15 protein-coding genes and 1 tRNA gene are annotated in these 19,618 nt (G+C 71.6%); 6 read left to right on the forward strand and 10 right to left on the reverse strand.

All coding sequences use genetic code 11. The features are described from left to right. Positions 1-61 precede the first annotated feature (61 nt). On the forward strand, positions 62-259 hold the full coding sequence (locus tag OOT42_RS11265) for a hypothetical protein (protein ID WP_273651308.1): 198 nt from the start codon (positions 62-64) through the stop codon (positions 257-259). Between the two features lie 23 nt (positions 260-282). Here the strand turns inward: OOT42_RS11265 and OOT42_RS11270 are convergent, their stop codons facing one another. From OOT42_RS11270 to OOT42_RS11295, 6 genes are all read right to left on the reverse strand, one after another. After that, complete coding sequence (locus tag OOT42_RS11270) at positions 283-846, reverse strand: hypothetical protein (protein ID WP_273651309.1); 564 nt, start codon at positions 844-846, stop codon at positions 283-285. Between the two features lie 153 nt (positions 847-999). After that, positions 1,000-3,039 (reverse strand): right-handed parallel beta-helix repeat-containing protein, encoded by a 2,040-nt coding sequence (locus OOT42_RS11275; RefSeq protein ID WP_273651310.1) that lies wholly within the window; start codon positions 3,037-3,039, stop codon positions 1,000-1,002. A 43-nt stretch (positions 3,040-3,082) separates the two neighbouring features. After that, positions 3,083-3,616, reverse strand: coding sequence for a DUF624 domain-containing protein (locus tag OOT42_RS11280; protein ID WP_423775886.1), 534 nt, complete (start codon positions 3,614-3,616; stop codon positions 3,083-3,085). Between the two features lie 164 nt (positions 3,617-3,780). Then, positions 3,781-4,743, reverse strand: coding sequence for a carbohydrate ABC transporter permease (locus OOT42_RS11285; protein WP_273651311.1), 963 nt, complete (start codon positions 4,741-4,743; stop codon positions 3,781-3,783). Positions 4,744-4,752: 9 nt separating this feature from the next. Then, positions 4,753-5,805: an ABC transporter permease gene (locus OOT42_RS11290; protein ID WP_273651312.1), complete on the reverse strand. Its 1,053-nt coding sequence runs from the start codon at positions 5,803-5,805 to the stop codon at positions 4,753-4,755. 88 nt (positions 5,806-5,893) lie between these two features. After that, complete coding sequence (locus OOT42_RS11295; RefSeq protein ID WP_273651313.1) at positions 5,894-7,558, reverse strand: extracellular solute-binding protein; 1,665 nt, start codon at positions 7,556-7,558, stop codon at positions 5,894-5,896. A gap of 380 nt (positions 7,559-7,938) precedes the next feature. Here OOT42_RS11295 and OOT42_RS11300 point away from each other — a divergent pair, with 380 nt between their 5' ends. The 4 genes from OOT42_RS11300 to OOT42_RS11315 all read left to right on the forward strand — a co-directional run bounded on the left by OOT42_RS11300 (position 7,939) and on the right by OOT42_RS11315 (position 14,889). Beyond that, the gene (locus tag OOT42_RS11300; protein ID WP_273651314.1) at positions 7,939-8,943 is read left to right on the forward strand and encodes a LacI family DNA-binding transcriptional regulator; all 1,005 of its coding nucleotides are present in this window, start codon (positions 7,939-7,941) and stop codon (positions 8,941-8,943) included. A 65-nt stretch (positions 8,944-9,008) separates the two neighbouring features. Continuing rightward, positions 9,009-10,553 carry an alpha-N-arabinofuranosidase gene (locus OOT42_RS11305; RefSeq protein WP_273651315.1) on the forward strand — a complete coding sequence of 515 codons (1,545 nt, stop codon included), beginning with the start codon at positions 9,009-9,011 and terminating at the stop codon, positions 10,551-10,553. Then, complete coding sequence (locus tag OOT42_RS11310) at positions 10,553-12,214, forward strand: glycoside hydrolase family 43 protein (protein ID WP_273651316.1); 1,662 nt, start codon at positions 10,553-10,555, stop codon at positions 12,212-12,214. Before OOT42_RS11305 ends, OOT42_RS11310 begins: the two co-directional genes overlap by 1 nt. Then, a complete protein-coding gene (locus OOT42_RS11315; protein ID WP_273651317.1) occupies positions 12,211-14,889 on the forward strand; it encodes a GH39 family glycosyl hydrolase in 2,679 nt (892 codons plus the stop codon). The genes OOT42_RS11310 and OOT42_RS11315 overlap by 4 nt, the downstream gene beginning before the upstream one ends. An 85-nt stretch (positions 14,890-14,974) precedes the next feature. On the opposite strand, the gene OOT42_RS11320 is transcribed toward OOT42_RS11315, so the two are convergent. The 3 genes from OOT42_RS11320 to OOT42_RS11330 all read right to left on the reverse strand — a co-directional run bounded on the left by OOT42_RS11320 (position 14,975) and on the right by OOT42_RS11330 (position 17,106). Then, positions 14,975-16,225, reverse strand: coding sequence for a type II toxin-antitoxin system HipA family toxin (locus OOT42_RS11320; RefSeq protein ID WP_273651318.1), 1,251 nt, complete (start codon positions 16,223-16,225; stop codon positions 14,975-14,977). Beyond that, positions 16,203-16,535 carry a helix-turn-helix domain-containing protein gene (locus tag OOT42_RS11325; RefSeq protein WP_273651319.1) on the reverse strand — a complete coding sequence of 111 codons (333 nt, stop codon included), beginning with the start codon at positions 16,533-16,535 and terminating at the stop codon, positions 16,203-16,205. Before OOT42_RS11325 ends, OOT42_RS11320 begins: the two co-directional genes overlap by 23 nt. A 488-nt stretch (positions 16,536-17,023) precedes the next feature. Further along, positions 17,024-17,106: transfer RNA gene (locus OOT42_RS11330), tRNA-Leu, on the reverse strand. 153 nt (positions 17,107-17,259) lie between these two features. Between OOT42_RS11330 and OOT42_RS11335 the strand changes: the two genes are divergently transcribed. After that, positions 17,260-18,486, forward strand: coding sequence for an AI-2E family transporter (locus tag OOT42_RS11335; protein WP_273651320.1), 1,227 nt, complete (start codon positions 17,260-17,262; stop codon positions 18,484-18,486). An 89-nt stretch (positions 18,487-18,575) separates the two neighbouring features. On the opposite strand, the gene OOT42_RS11340 is transcribed toward OOT42_RS11335, so the two are convergent. Continuing rightward, positions 18,576-19,460, reverse strand: a complete 885-nt coding sequence (locus tag OOT42_RS11340) for a dihydrodipicolinate synthase family protein (RefSeq protein ID WP_273651321.1) — start codon at positions 19,458-19,460, stop codon at positions 18,576-18,578. Between the last annotated feature and the right edge of the window lie 158 nt (positions 19,461-19,618).

A 19,618-nucleotide genomic window follows, 5' to 3' on the forward strand; every position in this document is an offset into this window, starting at 1 on the left:
CACGCCGACACCGACGTCGGCGGGGCCGGCACCGACGCCGGACGGAGCAGGACGGTCGACGATGACGAACCCGCGCACGATCGCCCTCGGGGCGGTCGTCCTCACGGCTGCGGCCCTGCTCGTGACGCTCGTCGCGTCGAGCGAACCCCTCTGGACGTCCTGGCCGGGTGCCGTCGTCCGCTTCGGCGGCTTCGTCGGCGCCGCCGGGGGCCTCTACGCCCTGGCCGCCCGCTGGGACCGCCGCACGGCCCACGACTGAGGCCCGGCGACCGGTGCGACCGGTCAGCCGGGGGTCGGCGCCCAGGTGATCGGCCCGGCCGAGCCCGCCGCGCTGCGCGGCTGGACGTCGAGGACGACCTGGTCACCCAGGTCGACCGTGACCGGGGCGTTCTCGTCGACGTCGTCCGGCACGCCCACGACCGACGTCGTCGGGACGAAGTCCATCGTGCACGGACCTTCCGAGGTGGCGCCGACCGTGACGGTGAGGGTGCCGCCCGCGAGCGTCGCCTCCGGCTCGGCGACGATCGGGCACGTGCTGGAACCGAACGTGACGACGTAGAGCAGCCCCTCGTCGGGCGCCCAGCCGGCACCCGGCGACCCCGAGTCGTCGGGCGGGGTGACCCCCTCCGGGAGACCCGACCCGGTGACGCCCGCCTCCAGGACGGCGTCCTGGATCGCCTGCGGCGACGCGTCGGCGGTGGGGCTGGCGGACGCGGAGGGCGAGCTGTTCGTCGGCTCCCCCTCGGGCTCGTCACCCCCCGAGGTGGCGCAGGAGCTCACCGTCGCCATCACGACGACGGCGACGCTGCTCGCGGCTGCTGCACGACGGACCGCCCCCAGTCCCATGCAGCCGACCCTACCGCCGCACGCCGCCCTGTCCAGGGGAGCACCGCGGACGGCGCCCGACGGCCGACCCGGGCGCTGAGCCCACAGCCCAGCACCGCGGCACGACCCGGGAGCGCGGCGACGGCCACGCCGACGCGCGGTCACGCGCTCCGTCTAGCGCCGACCAGCCGGGCCCGGTGCGGCGACGACCCGCGTGACGGGTGTCGACCCGGCGAACGGCCCGGGCACGACGTGATCCCGTGGGCTGCCGAAGAAGTCGCCGGTCAGGTCCAGGTCGGAACCGTCGGGATCGGTCCACGGCATCTCGGCCTGGTAGCTCGTCCCGAGCCGTGCGGTCGTCACCGGGGCGACCGCGTCGACGTCGCCCAGGTCGTCGGTTGCGACGCGGACGGTGCCCGCCTCCGCGTCGACCACCTCGACGCGCACCGGTGACGTGCCGACCACGAGGGGCGTCGGCTCCGCGCGGAAGGGCTCGGCGCCCTCCGCGTAGAGGTTGCCCTCGCTCCACACCGGGAGCCGCGGCCCGGCCAGATCGCTCCCGGGCTCGGCCGGGTACTCCTGTGGCGTCGGGCAGGCGTCGTACTGCGACGTGCCCACGGGGGTCGGCACGAACGTCGCCCGGCCGGGCACGCCGTCCATGTCGACCGCGCCGGACCAGAAGCTCGCGAGCGCCGGACCCGCCTGCGCGTCCGACCCGGTCGGTCCGCTGGTGGCACCGTCACCGACGAAGACGTTGTTGTAGAACCGGTCGTCGCCGCCGAGGATGTTCGAGACGCCGTAGACCGCCGTCGAGTGCGGCAGGTGGTACGGGGTGTACCGCTGGTGCTCGGTGCAGCTCGCGAAGCGTCCCGCGACGTAGTTGTGCACGTACGCGCCGCCGGTGGACATGTCCTTGACCGCCCACGGGGACAGGAACAGGTTCGAGTCCACGAGGTACGGGCCGTGGCAGACCTCGACCATGAAGTCCTCGGCGGTCGAGGCGTAGAAGACGTTCCGCCGCACCTGGGTGCCCTGCGCCTGCCAGTCGAGCCACAGCGCGCGGTGCGTGTGGTGGATCGTGTTGCCGCTGATCACCGTGTCGATGGCGGCGTGCAGCTTGATCCCCGCCACCTCCGCGCCGTGCCACTGGCGCTTCACGTGGATGCGCGAGATGTGGTTGTCGGCGATGGTCGAGAACGCCGCCCCCAGGTGCCCGACGACGCCCGCCTGCTCGCAGTCCCGGATCGTGTTGCGGCGCACGGTGTGGGAGCCGACGTGGTCCCGGTGCCACGGCTGCGGCTCGCCCGCTGCCGGTCCGCCGAGGACGAGTGCCCGCTGGATGACCTCGCGCTCGCGCTGCGTGCCGCCCTTGGCGCCGTCCGGTCCCGCAGCCGCCTCGTTCTGACCGGTGCTCGCCTCCTTGCCGAGCGACACGCCGACGTTCTTCGAGTCGGTGATCGTGTTGTCCTCGATCACCCAGCCCTTCGACCAGTGCGGGCCGATCAGGCCTTCCTGCAGCGCGGTCGGCGGGGCCCACTGCGTGGCCGCCTTGGTCAGGGTGAACCCGCGCACCGTGATGTGGTCGATGCCGGTCCGGGCAGGCCAGAAGACGAACGTGCGCACGTTGATCTCGACCTCGTGCGCGGCCGGGTCGGCGCCCCCGAAGCTCGCCCAGATCGTCGTGACGTCGTCGCCCACCTCGCAGTACCAGGTCAGCAGCGAGCCGTCCGGGTCGGACGAGTCCGGTGTGACCTCGGGGTGCTCGACGCCGGCGAGCGTCAGCGACTCGTACATCGACTTCCCGTCGAGGTACACCTCGCCCGTGTGCCAGGTGTTGACCCGGTCGAAGAACCAGTCCCCGCCGATGCGCTCCGCGTACGGGTTGCGCTCCCCGAACAGGACGTTCGGCACCTCCGCGACCCAGACGCGCCCCTCGGCGCCGGGGTGCGGACGCCAGTCGGTGACCACCTCGGCACCGGAGATCGTGACGGGCTCGAACCGCCCGTCCGGGCCGACCGCGGCCTGGTAGGTGATCGGCGCGTCGGCCGTGCCGCCGCGCGGCGGGTTCACCCACTCCCGGTACACGCCCTCGTGCACGGCGACGGTGTCGCCCGGCATGGCGGCCTGAGCGGCCCGGCCGATGGTCCGGAAGGGGGACTCGGCGGACCCGTCGGCACGGTCGGAGCCGGTGGTGGCGACGTGCAGGATGGTCACGACAGCGCCTCTCGTCGTTCGCAGGAGTCGTGCGGGCAGCGCATCAGACCTCCGCCTCCTCCGCCTCGGGCCGCACGTACCCCCGGGCGACGAAGAACCGCTCGAGCAGGTGGCACCACCACACGAGGATCAGGCCGGGCACCACGAGCACCGCGATCGGCATGTTCCAGAGGGCGACGCCCCCGAGGACCGCGGCGATCGCGAGCAGGAACGTGAGGCTGGGCGTCGTGAGCCCCAAGGTGAACCCGTTGCGCACCTGACGCCAGGTGGGGTTGGTGAAGCGGGCGACCAGCGGGAGGCACCAGAAGATCAGGAGCAGGAGGAAGAGTCCGACCACGAGGAGCGGCACGAGCACCTCGGCCAGCCCGGACGTGGGCAGGTAGGACAGCGTGACGATGCCGACGGCCGCGACCGGGACGGCCAGGAGGCCCACGACGGTCGCCTGCCGCCAGCTCTGCCGCCAGGCCTTCGTGGCCACGGCCCAGAGGCCCGCGTCCTTGCCCAGGACGTACCGGCGGCAGACCTCGTAGGCGACGACCGTGCCCGCGCCCGCCGTCACGACGAGGCCGACGCTCACGAGCCAGAACAGGCTGACCAGGATGACGGAGCCGAGCGAGTCGAGCGCGCGCCACAGCCAGGACGCGGGGTTGTAACGGAAGATGGTCGAGGCCTCTCGGTGTGCGCGGTGCGGGTCGGTGCGGACGGGTCCGGCCTCCCGCCGCAGGCGGGAGGCCGACGCCGTCAGCCCTTCACGGAGCCGATCATGAGACCGGACACGAAGTGCTTCTGCAGGAACGGGTAGACGAGCAGGATCGGGACCGCCGCCACCATGGTGATCGCCGACCGCAGCGCGATCGGTGTCGTGAGCTGCCCGCCGCTCCCCACGGACGCCGCGTTGCCCGCGACGTTCGCGGAGTTCGCGCCGGCGTTCATCGAGCTCGCGAGCAGCTTCTGCAGCTCGTACTGCAGCGTGGACAGCGCCTGGTCGCCCGAGTTGTACAGCAGGGTGTCGAGCCACGCGTTCCAGCTGCCGACCGCCACGAACAGGCCCACCACGGCCAGCGCGGGCTTGCACAGCGGCATGATGATCTGCCACCACGTGCGGAACTCCCCCGCACCGTCGACCCGGGCCGACTCGGTGATCTCGTCGGGGATCGACTTCATGTACGTGCGCAGGATGATGAGGTTGAACGCGCTGATGATGACCGGCACCCAGTAGGCCTGGAAGCTGTTCAGCATGCCCAGGTCCTTGATGAGCAGGTAGTTGGGGATCAGCCCGGCGTCGAAGTACAGCGTCAGCACGAAGACCAGGGTGATCGGGCGGCGGAAGATGAACTCCTTGCGGCTGAGCGCGTAGGCGAGCATCGAGGTGAAGAAGAGGTTGGTCACCACCACGACGACCGTCTTCAGGACGCTCATGAAGAACGCCTGGTAGATCGTGTTCATGTTGAGCACGACCTCGTAGTTCTGCAGCGAGAAGACCCGGGGCCAGATGCCGATCCCGCCCCGGACGGCGTCCATGCCGTCGTTGAGGGAGATCGCGAGCGTGTTCAGCAGCGGGTAGATCATCAGCGCGGCGAGCGCCACGAGGAAGGTCGTGTTGAGCGTCGTGAAGATGACCCGCTCGGCCGTCCACCGTCGACGCGGTGACCTGGTCCGGGGTGCTCGCCGCGCCAGGGCCTTCGGGGCAAGGGTGCTTGTCATGAAGTTCTCCTAGACCAGCGTCTCTTGGTTGAGGCGTTTCGCCGCCCAGTTCGCCGAGCCCACCAGGATGATGGCGACGAGGGTCTTGAAGATGCCCGCGACGACGGCGAGGTCGTAGTTGCCCAGCTGGTAGCCGTAGCGGAGCACGAAGACGTCGATGGTCTCGGCCCGCTCGGAGATCAGGCCGTTGCCGAGGAAGTACGGCAGCTCGAAGTTCGTGGACAGGATCCAGCCGGCGTTGATGATCAGCAGCACGACGATCGTGGGCCGGATCCCCGGCAGCGTGATGTTCCACATCTTGCGGTAGCGGCCTGCCCCGTCGACCTCGGCGGCCTCGTACAGGCTCGGGTCGATCGCGGTGATCGCCGCCAGGTAGAGGATCGTGTTCCAGCCGAGCTCCTTCCACAGGCTCGTCCCGGCGACGATCCCCCAGAAGTGGTTCGGCTCGGTCAGGAACAGGACCGGTTCCTGGACCAGTCCCACAGCCATGAGCGCCTGGTTGATGAACCCGCCCGAGGAGGGCAGCGAGAGCGCCACCGACGCCAGGCTCGCGACGATCACCCAGCTGAGGAAGTGGGGCATGTACGTGATGTTCTGCATGATCCGCTTGAACGGGGCGTTCTTGACCTCGTTCAGCAGCAGCGCCAGGACGATGGCCCCCAGGGTCCCGACGACGAGCGTCAGGACCGACTGACCCACCGTGTTGATCACGACCCGGCGGAACCGTTCACCGTTGACGCCGGTGAAGAGGTCGACGAAGTTCTCGAAGCCGACCCACTCCTGGTTCCAGATGCTGCCGCGACCCGGCTTGTAGTCCTGGAAGGCGATCGCCCAGCCGTAGACCGGGACGTACTTGAACAGGATCTGGTACATCAGCAGCGGGACGGCCATCGCGAGCAGGACCCGCTGGGCCCAGATCCTGTCCCAGGTGATCTTGCGCCGGGGCTCCTTCGGTGCTCGTGCCCGGGCCTTGCGGCGCGGAGCACGCGAGCCGCTCGCGGGCTCCTGGGCCGGTTCGAGCCCGGTGGCGGCCACAAGCGTGGTGACCGTGGTGTCCGTCATCTGTCCAACCTCGTCGTCGCCGAGCAGTGGGGCGTCGTCGAGGACGCGTGGTGAGGCCGCACGCCCCACCACGCGTCCTCGCGCACTGTTACCAGTTCTCCAGGCGGTCCTGGATGCCGGCGTTGATGGCGTCCTCGTACACCTCGACGTCGATCTTTCCGATGGCGTCGACGTAGGCCTTCCAGCTCGCCTCGAAGTCGGCCGGGTCACCGGCGATGATCTTCGGCAGGTTCTGCACGTTGGCGTCGGTCAGCTGCTGGTTGACCTCGTTGGCCTCGTCGGAGAGCGTGATGTTCCACGCCGGGTAGTACTTGGGGTTCTCCGGCTGCGGGTTCATGAACTCGAGCCAGGTCTTCTTGCCGTACTGCTCCATGACGCCTCGGTCGTACTCGGTCAGCGTCGCGAAGAACTCCGCGGGCTGGTCGTCGGGGCTGTACGCGTTGCCGTCGGAGAACTGGCCGTTGTGCTTGGGCAGCACGTCGAGCAGCGCCTCGAGGCGGTTGGAGGCACGCCAGGTCAGGTCACGGGCGTTGGCCCGCTGCTCCTCGGTGCGGGTGAACATCCCGTCCTCGCCGACCTGGTAGTCCTCGCCCTCGACGCCCCACGAGAGCACCTTCTGCCAGGGCTCGCTGAGCATCAGGTCGAGGAACTTCATCGCCTTCTCCGGCTGCTTGCTCGAGACGGAGATGCCGAAGCCCTGGTTGGTGTTCATCACGGGACGGTCGGCGTACCACGGCTCCGCGCCGTCGTAGACGGGCATGAGCGGCACGTAGGTGTACTCGTCCTTGCCGGCGCTCCGCAGCGAGTCGGTGGCGGTCTGGAAGTTCCAGCCCTGGTCGTGCATGCCGAGGACGGCGCCGGTGGCCAGCTTCGCGGTGTACTGGTCGAACGTCAGGGTGAACGACTCGCGGTCGACGATGCCGGCCTTGTACTGCTCGTTGAGGACCTTGTAGAAGTCCTTGGCGATGTCCTTGTCGGCGTAGATCTCCGCGTGGTCGTCGTCGTCGACGATGACGCCGCCGTTGTTCGGGGAGCCGGCCAGCAGCGCCGGCGGGTTGGTCATGCCCCACTCACGGCCGGTCGACGCCAGGACCTCGAAGCCGACGGTCGGGGCGCCGTCGGTCTGGGGGTTCTTCGCCTTGAAGTTCGCGATGAGCTCGAAGTAGCGCTCGAGCGTCATGTTGCTGAGGTCCGGCCAGCCGGCGTCCTCGAGCACACGCTTCTGGATCCAGAACGCGGGACCGTAGTAGGTGCCGCCCGTGACCTCGCCGTAGAAGCGGTTGTAGTTCGGGAAGATGTACAGGCCCGGGTCCACCTCCTCGCCCGAGTAGCTCATCTTCTTGATGTCGTCCTCGACGTGCGTGGCGAGGTTGGGATAGTCCCCGCTCTCCAGCATGTCGTCCAGGCGCAGGAGGGCGCCGCCCTCCAGGAGACGCATCTTCAGGTCGGTGGTCCCGATCAGGTCGGGGTACTCACCGCCCGCGAGCATGACGCCGATCTTCTGGTCGACGGCGTCCGGCGTGACGATCTCGTACTTCAGGGTGACGCCGAGGTTCTCCTCGAGCAGCTTGGTGATCTTGTTGTCGGGGGCCGGGGCCTGCGAGGCCGTGGTGATCCAGGTCGTGAGCGTGGTCGGGTTGCTGGGGGTCAGGGTCCCCGACTTGTCCGCGAGGTCGCCCTCGGGGATGACGACGTCCTTCGGGTCCTTCTCGGCGGCGTCGCCCGAGGTACACCCGACCAGTCCCACTGACACAGCTGCCACGAGGACGAGAGCTGACAACTTCGTTCTTGCGGTACGCACCGAGGTCTCTCCCTTGAGAACAGTTCCGGTCGTCCTTGACGGGAACCCGTGCAGATCGGACGCGAGCGGGGGCTCGGCGTCCTCATCCCGGCGGGATTTTAGCGTTAAAGTAGAGACGTGCTCACGAGCCGTCAAGCCCTTGCACGTCTCGGAATGATCACGGCCCGTCCCCACGCGGCGCCCTGCCGGACGCTCGGTCGAGGCCATGCGGAGGGGGCCTTGCCGTCCGCGGTTTTATCGATATATTGAGCGCCCTCGGCAGCGTGGCCGGGCCCTTCGGCCCCGGCGAGCGCACGCTTGACTGGCAAGATGCCGCGGCAAGGAGGATGCGCATGGTGCGGATGGCGGACGTGGCGCGCGCGGCCGGCGTCTCGGTCATGACCGTGTCCAACGTCCTCAACGAGCGTCTCCCCGTCGGCGAGCCCACGCGCGCCCGCGTCATGGCGGCCGTCGAGGCCCTCGGGTACGAGGTCAACCTGACGGCGCGGCACCTGCGGGCCGGACGGACCGACACCGTCGCGTTCGTCGTCCCGAGCTTCCACGACTACTTCGGCGAGCTCGCCGACCACCTGGCCCCGCTGGTCGAGGCGGAGGGGCGTCACCTCGTCCTCGAACGGACGAGCGCCAACGCCGAGCAGGAGATGGAGGCGCTGAGCGTCGCACGGCTCCAGATCTACGACGGCGTCGTGCTGTCCGTCGCGGGTCTGGACCTGGAGCAGCTGGCGCGCGTGCGCACGTCCAAGCCGATCGTGCTGCTGGGCGAGCGCGACGTCCCCGACCACCTCAACCACGTGCGCCTCGCGAACGAGTCGGGCGCCCGCCTCGCCACGGCGCACATGATCGAGCGCGGATCCCGCCGCATCGTCGCGCTCGGGTGCTCGTTCGACGGCGCGCACATGATGACCACGGACCGCCGCGCCGGGTGGGAGCACGCGTACGACGAGGCCGGCCTCGCGGCCGACCCGGCCTACGTCGTGCCCGTCAGCGACTACACGTCCACCGGGGCGCGCGACGCGATGCTCGAGTTCGTCGCCACCGGCCTCCCCTTCGACGGGGTCTTCGCCGTCACCGACATCGTCGCCCTCGGGGCGCTGTCCGCCCTGGTGGACAGCGGGCTGCGGGTCCCCGACGACGTCCAGCTCGCCGGGTTCGACAACCTCGACATGTCCCGCTTCGTCCCGCCGGGCATCACGTCGGTCGACGCGAACCACGAGGGCGTGGCCGAGGCCGCGATCGGGCTGCTGCACCGCCAGATGTCGGGCTGGACCGGTCCCGCCGAGCACGTCGTCGCCCCCGTCCGCCTCGTGGTCCGCGGATCCACCCGCGGCGGCGCCTAGCCACACCCACGCGAGCACCTGTCCGCGCCACTTACGTCGCCACCCGGTCGAAGGAGACCCATCCCGTGAGCACCCCTGCGCCTGCGCCTGCCCGCACGACAGCGATCATCGACCTCGACCTGCCCGGTGCGACGATCAGCCGGCACGTGTACGGGCACTTCGCGGAGCACCTCGGCCGGTGCATCTACGGCGGGTTCTGGGTGGGAGAGGACTCCCCCGTCCCGAACGTGCGCGGGATCCGGTCCGACGTCGTGGCGGCGCTGCGCGCCCTGCAGATCCCGAACCTGCGCTGGCCGGGCGGCTGCTTCGCCGACGACTACCACTGGCGCGACGGGATCGGCCCGCGCGACCAGCGGCCCCGGATGGTCAACTCGCACTGGGGCGACGTCGTGGAGGACAACGCGTTCGGCACCCACGAGTTCATGGACCTGTGCGAGCTGCTCGGGGCGGACCCGTACGTGTCGGGGAACGTCGGGTCCGGCAGCGTCGCGGAGATGTCGGACTGGGTCGAGTACCTGACGCGGGCCGACGACTCGCCGATGGCGGCGCTGCGCCGGGCGAACGGGCGCGACGAGCCGTGGCGAGTGCCGTTCTGGGGGTTGGGGAACGAGGCGTGGGGGTGCGGCGGGAACCTGCGCGCGGAGCAGTTCGCGTCGCTGGCCCGGCAGTACGCCACGTACTCGCGCGACCACGGCGGCAACGCGCTGTACCGGATCGCGGCGGGCGCGAACGAGTCGGACCTGCACTGGACCGAGACGCTCATGCGGTCGTTCGACGACCTGGCCGCCGACCCGGCCGAGCCGGCCCGGCCCTTCCAGGCCGTGTCGCTGCACTACTACACGATGTCGGGCACGTGGGGCGACAAGGGCGACGCCACCGGCTTCAGCACGGACGAGTGGTACACGACGATGGCCCGGGCCCGCCGCATGGAGGAGCTGCTCACCCGCCACTCGACCGTGATGGACCGGTACGACCCGCACCGCAAGGTGGGCCTGGTCGTCGACGAGTGGGGCACCTGGTGGAACGTGGAGAAGGGCACCAACCCGGGGTTCCTGTACCAGCAGAACACCCTGCGCGACGCGCTGGTCGCCTCCGTGCACCTCGACGCGTTCCACCGGCACGCCGAGCGGGTCGTGATGGCGAACATCGCGCAGACCGTCAACGTGCTGCAGGCGATGGTCCTGACGGATCCGGACACGGGCGCGCTGGTGCTCACCCCGACGTACCACGTGTTCGCGATGAACGCCGCGCACCACGACGCGGCCGCGCTCGCCGTGCACCTGCGCGACGTGGAGACCCGGACCGTCGACGGGACCGAGCTGCCGCTGGTCTCGGCGTCCGCGTCGGTCAAGGGCGACGCCGCGCTCGTCTCGTTGTCGAACCTCGACGCCGGCACCGACCGCACGGTCGTGCTCGACCTGCGCGGCCGCGACGTCGTCGGGCACGAGGCACGGGTGCTGACCGCGCCCGCCCTGGACGCGCACAACACCCCGGAGCAGCTCGACGCCGTCGCGCCGGCCGCGCACGAGGGCGTGCGGCCCCACGCGCGCGGGCTCGAGGTCGACCTCCCCGCCCACTCCTACGTCACCGTCAGCCTCGGGCTCCGTTGATGGGACCGGGCGACCGGGCGCTCGCCGTCGCACGCCCGGTCATCTTCGCGGACGTCCCCGACCCGGACGTCGTCCACGACGGCCGGCACTACTACATGGTCAGCACGACCATGTACTTCGCGCCGAGCGTGCCGATCATGCGCTCGAGCGACCTGGTGCACTGGACGGTCGCCGGCTACACCGGCCCGATCCTCGACGACACCGACGCGCTCGCCCTCCGACACGGGGAGAACGCCTACGGGCAGGGCACCTGGGCCGCGAGCATCCGCTACCACGAGGGCACGTACTACGTCTCGGTCGGCAGCCTGACCACGCAGCAGACGTACGTCTACGCGACGCCGAGCATCGAGGACGGGCCGTGGACGAGGTCGGTCCTCGACGGCTACGCCCACGACCAGTCGCTCCTGTTCGACGACGGCGACGCCTACCTCGTCTACGGGGCCGGGGTGATCGACCTGCGCCGCCTCGCCCGGGACGACGCCCAGGCCTTCGTCTGGGACGGCCCGGCGACGCGGCTCGTCGACCACGCGAGCGTCGACCAGACGGGCGGGCTGGCCGCCGAGGGCGCGCACGCCTACCGGATCGGCGACCACTACTACGTCTTCATGATCCAGTGGCCGACCGGCGGGATCCGCCAGGAGGTCGTGTGGCGGTCGACGTCGCTGACGCCGCAGTCCGAGGGCGGGACCTGGGAGGGCAGGGTCGTGCTCCGCCAGGCGGTCCCGGTCGCGGGGCGCCCGGGGGGCGGCGTCGCCCAGGGCGGCGTCGTCCAGGCGGCCGACGGGCAGTGGTACGCGATGCTCTTCCAGGACGAGGGGCCGCTCGGTCGCTCACCGCAGCTGGCGCGCGTGACCTGGGACGAGGACGGGTGGCCGGTCTACGCTCTCGACGCCACGGTCTCCGCGGGCGCGCGCGCAGGCGGCCTACGAGGCGAAGGAGGAGCGTCGTCGGCGGGAGCGACGGACCTCCTCGTCTCGGACGACTTCGACAACCTGCCCACGGCCGCCGGCTACTGGAACACCGCCGATGCCGGCGGCCTGACGACGTCGGACGAGAACGCCTGGAACGGGTCGAACCTCGGGCTGACGTGGCAGTGGAACCACAACCCCGACAACCGCTTCTGGTCGCTCACCGACCGCCCCGGCCGCCTGCGGCTGACCACGGGCAGCATCGCGACGGGCATCCTCGACGCCCGCAACACGCTCACCCAGCGCACGTGCGGGCCTGCGAGCGCCGCGGCGATCTCGCTGGACGTCGCCGCGATGAAGGACGGCGACGTCGCCGGCCTGTCCGCGTACCAGCAGAAGTACGGGTACGTGGCGGTCGAGGTGGCCGGCGGCGCCCGCCGGCTCGTGATGCGCCGTGCCGATCGGCGGGGTGACGTCACCTTCACCAGCGCTCCTGTGCCGTTGACGGCCACGACGGTCCTGCTCCGGGTGGACGTGGACTTCTGCGACGCCGTCGACCGCGCCTCGTTCGCGTACTCGCTCGACGGTGCCGCGTGGACGCCGATCGGTGACGACCTGGCGATGGAGTACAGCCTCGACCACTTCACCGGGTACCGGTTCGCGATCTTCTGCTACGCCACGGCCGAGACCGGCGGGCACGTGGACGTCGACTGGTTCCGGGTCGGCGACGACATCGAGGGGACGACGTCATGACGGGACGACTGGTGCCGGAGCTCGAGGCGCGTCGGCACCTCATCGAGGGCTACGCGGAGCTGCCGCAGGTCCCCGAGGCGGTCGTCGCGCGCTGGAAGGCACCGTTCGGGCCGCCCGAGGACTGGGACCTGACCGTGGTCGACCAGGTGCTTCCCGGCCCGCACGGCCCGGTGCCCGTGCGCGTCTACACGCCGATGGGCACGCCGCCCGAGGGCGTCCGACCGTGCCTCGTCTGGATGCACGGCGGCGCGTTCTCGTGGGGCGACCTCGACATGGCGGAGGCGCACGAGGTCGCCCGCGGGATCGCCGGCCGCGCGGACGCCGTCGTCGTGTCGGTCGACTACCGCCTGTGCCCGGTGATGCCCGAGCTCGGTGGCAGCGTCGGCGACCGCGTCGACGAGCGCGGTGCGCCGGTCCGGTTCCCCGTCCCGCAGGACGACTGCCTCGCCGTGCTCGATGCCGTGCGCGCGGACCCGGCACGCTTCGGCGTCGACGCGGCCCGGATCGCCGTCGGCGGGGCGAGCGCGGGGGCCTTCCTCGCGGCGGCCGCGACCCTGCGCACCGTCGCGGAGGGCCGTGCGCCCTGGCAGACGCTGCTGGTGTACCCGATGCTGCACCCCCGGGTACCGGCCCTCGGGCCCGAGCTCGCCGCGGCGGTCCAGGCCGCACCGCGCGCGCTCCAGTTCCCGGCGTGGATGGTCGAGGCCACGAACCGCACGGCGCTCGGCCGCGAGCCCGAGCCGTCCGACGACGACGTCTTCCCCGGACTCGCGGCCCGTCTCGAGGGCTTCCCGCCCACCTATGTGGAGAACGGGGAGCTCGACGCGTTCCGGGCGAGCGGCGAGCTCTTCAGCACACGCCTGCGCGCAGCGGGCGTCGACGTCGTCGAGGTGACGCGGGCGGGCGTGCCGCACGGCCACCTCGACTGGGTGGGGTTCGGGCCCGCACGGGACACCCTGGACGCTCTCGCTGAGCGGATGCGTGCACCACGTCGACCAGAGGAGATCTCCATGCCGCACGACGCGCGTGCGCTCGACGCGCTACGAGTGGACGGCGTGCCCGCGTCGGACGCGCCGCTGCACCACGTGTGGAACCGGTGCGTGGGCGCGGGCCGGGCCAACGAGGCGCTGCGCGCCGACTGGCAGGCCCACTTCCGCGAGGCCGTGGACGTGCTGGGGGTCCGCTCCGTGCGGTTCCACGGGCTGTTCCACGACGACATGTTCGTGTACCGCGCCACCTACGGCGGCGGCTTCGCCCCGCCGGAGGTGCTGCCCGAGCCGCAGATCACCTTTAGCTACGTCGACATGGTGTTCGACGCGATCCTCGACGCGGGCGCGCGCCCGTTCGTCGAGCTCGGGTTCATGCCCCGGGAGCTCGCCACGCAGACCGAGACGCTGTTCTGGTGGAAGGCGCACTGCAGCCCGCCCACCGACATGGCGGAGTGGGTCCGCCTCGTGAGCGAGACCGTGCGGCACTGGATCGAGCGGTACGGCCTCGACGAGGTCCGCGAGTGGCGGTTCGAGGTGTGGAACGAGCCCAACCTCGTCCCCCACTTCTGGACCGGCACCCGCACCGAGTACTTCGAGCTGTACGAGGCCACCGCGCGCGCCCTGAAGGCGATCGACCCGCAGCTCCGGGTCGGAGGCCCGTCGACGTCCGTGTTCGTGCCCGACACCCGCTACGCCGGCGAGACCTACGACCGCGCGGCCGAGTTCGCCACCGGCCAGGCACCGGACCCCGACGCGCTCGACTGGCAACCGGTCTGGGTCCGCGAGCTCGTCGACTGGTGCGCGGAGCGGGACCTCCCGCTCGACTTCCTCTCGACCCACCTCTACCCGACGGACTACGCCGCCGACGGGACCGGCAGCGGCTTCACGGCCATCCACCGCCACGTGGACGCCACCGAGCAGGACCTGCGCCTCATGCGGGAGCTCATCGCCGCGAGCCCGTACCCCGACGCCGAGCTGCACATCACCGAGTGGTCCAGCTCGCCGTCGAGCCGGGACCGCACGCACGACACCCTCTTCGCCGCCACGTACATCACGCGCGCGTTCCTCAAGGGGGCCGCGCTCGCGGACTCGATCTCCTACTGGACGTTCACCGACATCTTCGAGGAGGGCGGCGCCGGCCTCGGCCCCTTCCACGGCGGCTTCGGGTTCGTCACCGAGCAGGGCATCCACAAGCCCACGTTCCACGCCGTCGCGATGCTGAACCGCCTCGGCGACCGCGTCGTGCACCAGGACGAGCAGGGCGTCATCACGCGCTCCTCCGCCGACGGCCGCGTGTCTGCCGTGTTCCTCAACTACCCCGCCGCGATGGGCACCCGCGGCGTCGAGCAGCACGACTCCTACGCCGCGACGCGCGCGTACCGGGAGATCGGGACGTCCCGACGGGTCCGGCACACCGTCACGGGCATCGCGCCGGGGACCGTCTTCCAGGTCGAGGTGATCGACTGGGAGCACGGCAACGCCGCCGAGGCGTGGCACCAGATGGGCGAGCCGCTCAACCTCACGCGCGCCCAGACCGCCGAGCTCAAGGCCGTCGCGGACGACCTGCACCGGTGGACGATCACCGTCCCGGAGTCGGGCGTCCTCGAGCTCGACCTCGACCTGCCGGCCTGGGCCGTCGCCTCCGTCACCCCGGTCATCGCCTCGGCGGCGGCCGGAGCACCCTGACCTCGCGAGCCATCCCGTCATCCCGTCGTGCGAGCCAGTTCTCCCCGACCGGTGGGGTCCGGTCGCCCGCTTCGACGCCCGAACCTCAGGGGCCCTTGAAGCCGTACAGTGCGCCCGGGTTGAGGAACTGCCGCCGCCACAGGAAGTCGCGCTCTGCGGCGGTCAGCTCGGCAAGGTCGGCGGCGTCGTGCCAGTCCTCCTCGATGGTCGTCACGAGGTGGCCGACGATGTCCTCGGCTCGCGGCCGGTCGAGGTGGTACTGGTGCGCCACAGACACCAGGCGCGCGACGTTCGCCTCGCGATCCCCGGCGGCGGAGTACGCGAGCGCGACGTGCGCCGTCTCGCCGGAACGCGACGAGGGGCTCAGGTCATAGGCGGGCGTCAGGCTCAGGTGCTCGCCGTCCCAGAACGCGGCGTGGTTGCGCGCGTGGTCGTCGGTGTTCGAGATCAGCATGTTGAACGCGATGCGTTCGAACAGCATGGGGCCGATGGCGTCGCCGGTGCCGCCGCGAGCCAGAGCCTCGCGGATGTCGCCGTACGTGACGTAGCGCGCCTCGGCCTCGCGCAGCCCCGTGAAGGTCAGCGCGGTGACGACCATCCGGCGCGCGCCGGTGCCGGTGCGGTCGAACCGATCGGCGGCCAGCGCGTAGCGCCCAGAGACGCGGATGACGCGGGCGGCGGGCACGTCGATGCCTGCGCGTCGGGCGAGCTCGACAGCGGCACCCTCCGCCTTGACGACGGGGAACGGGTCGTCGGAGACGGCGAGCTTGACGATCGACTCGCGACCCTCGTAGCGCAGGTACGCCTTCGGGCGCGCGCCGCCGATGCCGGTGCCGGAGTCGAGCGCGGCACGCAGGTCCGGGCTCAGATCCCGGCCCGCTTCGAGCGCGGTCGCGGCGTCGTAGACCTTCGCGAGGTCGGCGTGCGAGTCGCCACGCGGCACGTACTGCTCGGCGGATCGCTGGAAGTCCAGCGCGCCCACACGGTTCGAGGCGGACTCCAGCAGGTAGGTCATCTCGTCGAGGTCGTCGGTGTCGACGTTGCGGCCGCGACGGTGCATGAGCCGGTCCATGAGCACGCGACGTCCCCACGCGTCTGGCGCCGCGTCACGGATGCTCGGCGCGACGACCCACCCGTCGGGCGGCGCGGTGTATCCGTCGGTGAACGGCAGCCCGTACAGGGCGACGGCGCCCGGCGAGGCGAGGTAGCGGCGGCCGTAGGCGAACGACAGGCGCCCGTCGGGGCCGCGCCGTAGCAAGCCGACCGCGACGGGCTCGGTCTGCCCTGGCAGCCACGCCCAGACGTAGGCGAGGTCAGAAGTCGAGCTCACGGTCATTCTCCGGGGCGACGGGGCGTACGGGGTCGACGCGACGCGGCAGCAGTGAGCGGATCGCCGCGGCGTGCGCGGCGGTGCGGCGGGCCTCCTCGGTGTCGTTGATGCCGAACATCGGGATGTCGAGGATCGAGGCTGCGTGGAGCACGATGCCGACCGAGACAGCGGGTGAGCCCTTCTCGATGGCGGCGACCGTGTTGACCGACGTTCCGATGCGCGACGCGAGGTCTACCTGGCGCCAGGAACGCTCGATCCGGGCCTCGCGGACCAGGTCGCCGAGCACGTCCAGCCACGCCTCGGTGCGCCGATCCACGCCCACTCGTTTGCGACCCATCGTCCATCCCCAATAGTCGGCGGTCACCGCACACTACACCCATAGTATTGGGGGCGACACCGGCCTGGTTCTCCGCAGGGGCACTGCGCTCTTCGGCGCACAGCTCGCTGCGAACGGACCGCGCCACTCCGACGCCGCGACGCGCGCGAGCCGCTCAACCTCACGCGCGCCCAGACCGCCGAGCTCAAGACCGTCGCGGACGACCTGCGCCGGTGGACGGTCACGGTGCCGGAGTCGGGCGTCCTCGAGATCGACCTCGACCTGCCGGCCTGGGCCGTCGCCTCTGTCGCGCCGGTCACCCCCGCGACGGTCGCCCGCGCTGCTGCGGGACGGTGACGGCCAGACGGCGGCGCTCGTCGAGACGCTCGTCGGCGCCGGGCGGAGCGCGAGCGGCCCGTGCTGCTCGCACACACACGAAGGGCCCCGATCCGTGGATCGAGGCCCTTCGTGTTCGCTGTCTCAACGAGTGTCCGGAGGGGGACTTGAACCCCCACGCCCTTTCGGGCACTAGCACCTCAAGCTAGCGCGTCTGCCATTCCGCCACCCGGACAGGTGGACCGTCCGGGGGCCCGTGGGCTCCCTCAGGTGCGGCAGAAAAGATAGCACGGTGCGGCGGCCGGGCATGCATCGGCCCCGGGGTGCAGACTGACGCCACGGGCGCGGGCAGCAGCGCCGCGACCGGATCCGACGTGGCGGGGGGTTCATGGCCGAGGCGACCGGCACCGGGAGCAAGGGGCTGACCGGCCCGACCAACCCGGCGGCCCGCAAGGTGGCAGGCGCGCGACGCAACCCCAGCGTGTACGGCGCGGAGCACACGGCCCCGCACTGGCTGCGCGTGATGGCGGGCGTGTCGTGGCGGCTGCTCGTCGTACTCGCGGCGGTGGCGCTCGTGTTCTACGCCACGTCCCGGGTGCAGCTGCTGTTCATCGCCGTGTTCCTCGCGTTCGTCTTCTCCGCCGTGCTGCGCCCGATCGTCGACTTCCTGTCGCGGTTCATGTGGCGCGGGCTCGCGACGGCGCTCGCGATCCTCGGCGGCATCCTGTTCTTCGTCGGGCTGCTCACGTACATCGGGTACTCGATCGCGAACCAGTGGACCGACCTCACGAAGCAGTTCAGCGACGGCATCTCGCAGATCACCGACTTCCTGCAGAGCGGGTCGCTGCCGTTCACGATCACGAACGAGCAGATCGCCGAGTGGATCAGCAACGCGCAGCAGTGGGTGCAGGACCACGCGGGCGACCTTGCGTCGCAGGCCGCCGCGGGCGCGGGCTCGGTCGTCGAGATCTTCACCGCGCTCGCGCTCGCGATCTTCTGCACGGTGTTCTTCCTGGCGCGCGGCCAGGAGATGTGGACGTGGTTCCTCAACCAGCTGCCCACGCGGTTCCGGGAGACCTGGAAGGTCGCGGGCGGCGCCGGCTGGTACACGTTCTCCGGCTACACGCGCGGCACCGTGATCATCGCCGTCACCGACGGCCTGCTCGCGTTCATCCTGCTGACGATCCTGCAGGTGCCGCTCTCGGCGCCGCTCGCGGTGCTCGTCATGATCGGTGCGTTCATCCCGCTGGTCGGCGCCCCGGCCGCGATGATCGTCGCGATGATCGTCGCGCTGGCCGCGAACGGGCTGTGGTCCGCCGCGATCGTCGGCGTCGGCATCGCGCTCATCGGGCAGTTCGAGGGCCACATCCTGCAGCCGCTCGTCATGGGCAAGCAGGTGTCGCTGCACCCCGTGGTGGTCGCGCTCGCCGTGACGGCGGGCACGCTCACGGCCGGGATCCTCGGCGCGGTCATCGCGGTACCGCTGGTGTCCGTCGTCTGGGCGATCTTCTCCCGGCTGCGCACGCTCGACCCGCCCATGGAGGAGGACGAGGCCGACGACGAGGTGCGGCCCGCCACCGACGAGGACACCGCGACCACGCCCGCGCACGGCTGACCGTCACGGCGGCCTGACCGCCGCACACGGACCGGCCGGACGGGCACGGATCCGGGTCCGACGCCCCCGGACGCCCCTGTCGCCGCGCGTCAGGCGAGCGCGGCCTCGACGGCTGCGTCGACCGCGGCGCGCACGTCGGCGGGCGGCTCGAGCAGCGGCGCGGGCAGCGGTCCGAGGTCGAGGCCGACGTGGTGCGCCACGGCCCCCGCGAGGCGCATCGCACCCCAGCGCGCGCCGAGCGCGGTCAGCGGGGCGAGCCGCTCGGTCCAGGCGTCGACGGCCGCGGCATCCCCACCGACCGCGGCGGCGGCCGTTGCGACCCATGGGCCGGGCAGCACGCCCGCGAGGCCGCTGTGCCACGTCCGCGCCCCCGCGAGGAGCGCCTGCGACCCCAGCGCGTCGCCGCTGAACCCGACCTCGACGTGCGCGGGGACGCCCGCGAGCAGCGCGGCGCAGCGCGCGCGGACGTCGTCGGCGTCGACGCCGCGGTCCTTGAGCCCGCCGATGCCCGGGAGCGACGCGATCGCGAGCAGCTCGTCGACCGTGAGCTCCAGTCCCGTCGTCCGGGGGTTGTGGTAGATCCAGACGGGCACCTCGGCGACCGCGGCGACGTCCCGGTACAGCGCGAGCGCCTCGTCGGCGGTGAGCGGCAGGTACGACGTCGTCGGGAGCAGCACCGCGTCGACCCCCGCCGCACGGGCGGCCGCGGCGTGCCCCAGCACGTCGGCGGTCGTGAGGGCACCGATGCCGCACACGACGGGCGCGCGGCCGTCGACTGCCTCCACCGCGGCGCGCGCGACCCGCGCCCGGTCACCGCCGCCGAGGTACGCGAACCCGCCGGTCGAGCCGAGCACGGCGACGGCGTCCACGCCCGCGGTCACCGCGCGGTCCGCGAGCGTGGCGAGCACGGCGGGGGCGACGGCGCCGTCGGCGGTGCGCGGGGTGGGCAGGTACGCGGCGAGGGGTCCGAGCATGCGCGGGAGGCTAGCGAACGCCCGGTCGCGCGGACGGAACGGTCTCGCGGTCAGCTCGCGGGCGGACCGGTCGCGGTCCGTCCACGGGACGAAGCCGCTGCGGTTCGCCGCGGGGCGGGCCGGTCGCGGTCCGCTCGCAGGACGGGCCGGTCTCGGTC

The sequence above is a fragment of the Cellulomonas fimi genome (assembly GCF_028583725.1).
GTDB classification, from domain to species: domain Bacteria; phylum Actinomycetota; class Actinomycetes; order Actinomycetales; family Cellulomonadaceae; genus Cellulomonas; species Cellulomonas fimi_B.